Source organism: Tissierellales bacterium (genome assembly GCA_025210965.1).
Taxonomy (GTDB): domain Bacteria; phylum Bacillota; class Clostridia; order Tissierellales; family JAOAQY01; genus JAOAQY01.
Genome location: JAOAQY010000171.1, coordinates 1 through 4,631 on the forward strand (window position 1 = coordinate 1; position 4,631 = coordinate 4,631).

Genomic DNA, 4,631 nt, shown 5'->3' on the forward strand with positions numbered 1-4,631 from the left:
ACTTGCATGTGTTAGGCGCGCCGCCAGCGTTCGTCCTGAGCCAGGATCAAACTCTCAATATAAAAGTTTAATTAAGCATCAGTCAAAACTGACGTAATTGACGTAAAAACAAAAATGTTTTTATGTTAATTCGCTGCGACTATAAGTCGCATTGCTGTGACTAAAAGTCACATTGTCACAAAATTTTGTGACATTTTGGTTGCTCGTTTCATATATAAATGAAACGAAATTTATCTCACTATCCAATTTTCAAAGGTCGTTTCTCACTGCTGAGCTCGTCACTCAACAAAAACTAGTATAGCAAGTTTAATCATATTTTGCAAGCCTTTTTATAAAGTTTTTCTGTATTTTAAGCCATTCGAGCGCAACGCTTCCTAGCGTTTCTTTTTTTCTGATTATATAGTTTATTATAACTACAAACTCAATTCTTTCGCTAATTCATCAATAGTCTCGGCTCTAACATCCTTCGCTCTCCAAGGTAATTTGTGCAATTTCTTATCGCCAAATACATTTTCTATTTCATTTAGGTAATGTCTTTCTTGAGCTTTCTTTTCTTTCATAAATTCATCTTGAACATTTTCTGGTAATATTCTATTTATTATAAGTTCTTGTACAGGTATTTCATACTTTTCAAGCGCACTTATAGCTTTCTTAGTCTCTTCTATTGGCAGTTTTTCTGCATTCAATACAAATATAAAATTCAGTTGCCTATTATCTATCATAATATGTCTTGCTTTTTCCATATTTTTCTTTCGTCTCATCAAAATTTTTACAATAGGATCATTTAATATAGCTTCTTCATCTTTAATCTTTCGCTTAGCCATCTGCGATATAGCAAGCGCTTTTCTCCTCTTTGCTATGAGCGTCTCAATCCAGCCTTCTAAAAGCTCTGGTAATGACAATAGTCTTATCGTATGACCAGTTGGTGCCGTATCAAATATAATTCTATCGTATTTTGAAGAATAGTCATTTATTATTTCTATCATTTTGTCAAACATAGCAGATTCATGCGAACCCGGTGATACAGCTGCTGCATCTAATTGCTTATTAATTTCTTCCAAAACAATTGGACTAAGTATGGTTCCTAAATTGCCTCTGATACCATTTATATATTTTTGGCTTTCATATGCTGAATCTATTTCTAACCCATCTAAATTATTTCTTATTTCAATTACATTTCTTCCTATTTTCATTTCAAAAACATCCGCTATAGAATGGGCAGGGTCTGTCGAAACTAAAAGTGTTTTCAGCCCGCTTTCAGCACTTTTTATTGCATATGCAGATGAACAAGTTGTCTTCCCAACCCCACCTTTGCCTCCAAAAAATATAATATTTGCCATTTTAATCACTCCTATGCATCGAAATCATAATCTGAACCTTTTTCTTCCCACATGCTCTTTCTATCTCCCATCCTACGAAGCCATGGTTCCATGTCTTCCGCAAGATATGGTAATAACTCTAAAGTATAGTAATTAAGTGGCAATGGAAGACCCAATAAATCAGCAAAGCAAAGCAACATGAAATAATCCATTTCATAACTAGCTTCTTTCTCAAGCATGCCTCTAGATTTTCTATCAAAATCTGTTGCTCCTTTGAAAAACAATCCTATATCTTTTATAAATTCCTTTATGTTGTAATTATCGCCCATCTATATCACCTCTTTTTATAGATAATTTCACTTTTAATTATACGCTCTCTATCTTCCTTTCACAAGTAAGCTGCTCACTACTCAATTTCTCTAGATTTTGAAATCAAATTTGATAAAGAATGGATATAATAAAAAAATAGAGAGAATTGATATAATTCTCTCTATTTTATAACTAGCATTATTTTACTATTATAATTATTTATCAGTAAATGCTTTTTTTGCTTCCACGATTAATACTATAGCTAATCCAAACAATACTGCTGCAAAACCAGCTAATACAAAAGATTTTTTGTCACCCCAAATATTGTTTGCAAATAGCAATACAAGCGCACTAAGTGTTACGGCAAACATAAATACAGTTGGGTATAATGCCATAGAATATTTTTTGCCCGATTTTTTTAGCCAAGCTGCAAGTGCTAATAACGCAATTGCTGCAAGTAATTGGTTTGCAGAACCAAATACTGGCCAAATAGTTGTCCAACCTTTAAATGCCAATACTCCACCTAACGCAACTGTAATTCCAGTTGATACATATCTATTTGTAAGAGGATTTGGAGCTGATGCATCTTTTGATTCAAAAAATTCTTGGAATATGAATCTTGCAAGACGAGTAGCAGTATCTAGTGATGTAAGTGCAAATGCTGAAATAGCAAGTGCAGTAAAAGTGCTACCTACGCTAAATGGCAATCCAAAACCATTTTCCATAAAATGTCCTAATCCACTTGCAAATACATTTATTGGTCCACCATTTCCTAACGTTTCTGCTAAACCATCTTTAGTCAAGTATGCTGCAGTTATAATTGCTATAACTGCAAGTACACCTTCTATAAGCATAGAACCATAACCAACTAATTGAATATCTTTTTCTGAATCCAATTGTTTTGATGTAGTTCCTGATCCAACTAATGAGTGGAAACCAGATATAGCACCACAAGCAACTGTTACAAATAACATTGGGAATAAATACTTAGCAGAAACCCCTGTTCCTAATTTAAAAGAAGTCACTGATGCAAGTTCCAATGTTGGTCTAAATAATACGATTCCAACTACACCACCGATAAGCATTGCATAAAGCAAGAATGAGTTCAAGTAATCTCTAGGTTGTAATAAAATCCAAACCGGTGTAATAGATGCAACAAAAATATATCCAAGTAAAAATATCATCCAAAATTCTTTTGACATTACCAATGGGAATTTAATTCCCAACCATATACAAATAAATAATAAAGCTACCCCAATAACACTACTAATTCCTAAGCCAGCCCCACGTCTGTAAACAAGGAATCCAAATCCAATAGCTAATGCTATGAATAATAATGATGATGTAGCAGCTGATGGTGTTGCAACAAATGTATTTGCACATACATTTACAAATGCAGCTACAACAAGTATTAATGTAAGCCATGAGAACGCTGCAAATAATTTCTTTCCTTTTGTTCCCATAGTTTCTCCGATAACTTCCCCTAATGATTTACCATCATGACGTACAGATGCAAATAATGCTCCCATATCATGCACTCCACCAAAGAATACTGACCCTACCAATATCCACAAGAATACTGGTAACCACCCAAATATAGCAGCTCCAATCGGTCCTAATATTGGTCCAGCTCCTGCAATTGATGAAAAGTGATGGCCCAATAAAACTGGTGCCTTCGCTGGCATATAATCTACACCATCCTGTCTAGTATGTGCCGGTGTTGGTCTCTTTGGATCAACGCCCCATTGTTTACTCAACCATCTACCATAAGTTAAGTAAGCAACGATAAATACAACTATTGATACTAATACCAATGTCAATGCATTCATTATAATTGCCCCCTCATAATATATATTTGTCGACTGCCATTCGACTTAACCCTACTTTCCGAGGTAATCCCTCAAAACTTTCTCCGTTTCCCCCTTTCCTCTCTTATTGGCATATATAAGATTAGATTTTGGATTAATGTAAAACAATTTTACATTAATCCAACCCCTAAATCCTAGACAATAACTCTTGTAATATCTATATTTAGATATCAATTTTTCTTCTTTTTTGGATAAATCGCGATTGCCTTCAATTATAAAATTAAACAATGTCTCCATGTGTTCTTCATTGATTTCCACTATATCATCAACATTGTTTTTAAGCCAATTCGTAAGAGTTATTAAAAACTCTTCTACGCTTTCATCTCCTATCCTCTTTAAAAAAAGTTGTTCATTATTTTGAAATGCATAAATCTCAACTTTCTTACTAGCCATGTATTGTATATTTCTCTGATTATACACTCCCGTGGCTTCAAATTTCAAATCTGAAATCTCTACGTCTTTCTCTACATCATAATATCTTGAAAGCTTCTCTATAAATTGTTCCTGATAATTATTCATAATACACTCCTCATTATACCCCTTTTATTAGAATTTTCAACTCCATATTCATTATTTCTAGGTTTATTTTGCCGAATCCTTTCGTTAACCTTTATTTTAGCAGACTTTTGTGATATAAAAAAGATATAAGGGGGAATATTTATGAAATCTTATACAATATTTTATAATAGTGAAAATCCTTTGTATTTAAAAATTGAGAATCATGAAGAATTTGTTAACTGGTTTACAAATGCTAATTCTGATCCTATTTTTGTCTACAAAAGTAGCTATAAAACTTATTATATCGTCAAAGATAAAATAAATTATATGGTTGAGGGATAAGCCTGTGTTTTATTCCTAAACCTAAAAATCTCCCACCATTTGAATTAGTGGGAGATTATCGTATATGAATATTTAAGAGATGCTATTGTATCTCTTTTTTTATACATTATTTTTCGTAACAAAAAAGACTTATCAATTTGATAAGTCTTTTAACAATTTTGGTTGCGGGGACCGGATTTGAACCGATGACCTCCGGGTTATGAGCCCGACGAGCTACCAAGCTGCTCCACCCCGCGTTATTATTATATTAAATTGGTGCCGAAGACCGGGGTCGAACCGGTACGATCTTTAAAGG

General features: G+C 33.5%; 5 protein-coding genes, 1 tRNA gene and 1 rRNA gene. 1 reads left to right on the plus strand and 6 read right to left on the minus strand.

Annotation, left to right across the window (positions count from 1 at the left end; genetic code table 11):
• The 5 genes from N4A40_12190 to N4A40_12210 all read right to left on the minus strand — a co-directional run.
• A 16S ribosomal RNA gene (locus tag N4A40_12190) occupies positions 1–62 on the minus strand; the annotation flags it as partial.
• A 351-nt stretch (positions 63–413) separates the two neighbouring features.
• A complete protein-coding gene (locus N4A40_12195) occupies positions 414–1,340 on the minus strand; it encodes an ArsA family ATPase (protein ID MCT4662613.1) in 927 nt (308 codons plus the stop codon).
• 11 nt (positions 1,341–1,351) lie between these two features.
• A complete protein-coding gene (locus N4A40_12200; protein ID MCT4662614.1) occupies positions 1,352–1,648 on the minus strand; it encodes a hypothetical protein in 297 nt (98 codons plus the stop codon).
• 195 nt (positions 1,649–1,843) lie between these two features.
• Positions 1,844–3,457 (minus strand): carbon starvation protein A, encoded by a 1,614-nt coding sequence (locus N4A40_12205; GenBank protein ID MCT4662615.1) that lies wholly within the window; start codon positions 3,455–3,457, stop codon positions 1,844–1,846.
• 51 nt (positions 3,458–3,508) lie between these two features.
• Positions 3,509–4,015, minus strand: a complete 507-nt coding sequence (locus tag N4A40_12210; GenBank protein MCT4662616.1) for a hypothetical protein — start codon at positions 4,013–4,015, stop codon at positions 3,509–3,511.
• A 141-nt stretch (positions 4,016–4,156) separates the two neighbouring features.
• Here N4A40_12210 and N4A40_12215 point away from each other — a divergent pair, with 141 nt between their 5' ends.
• Positions 4,157–4,336 carry a hypothetical protein gene (locus N4A40_12215; protein MCT4662617.1) on the plus strand — a complete coding sequence of 60 codons (180 nt, stop codon included), beginning with the start codon at positions 4,157–4,159 and terminating at the stop codon, positions 4,334–4,336.
• A 159-nt stretch (positions 4,337–4,495) separates the two neighbouring features.
• On the opposite strand, the gene N4A40_12220 is transcribed toward N4A40_12215, so the two are convergent.
• Positions 4,496–4,572, minus strand: a tRNA-Met gene (locus N4A40_12220).
• Positions 4,573–4,631: the final 59 nt, after the last annotated feature.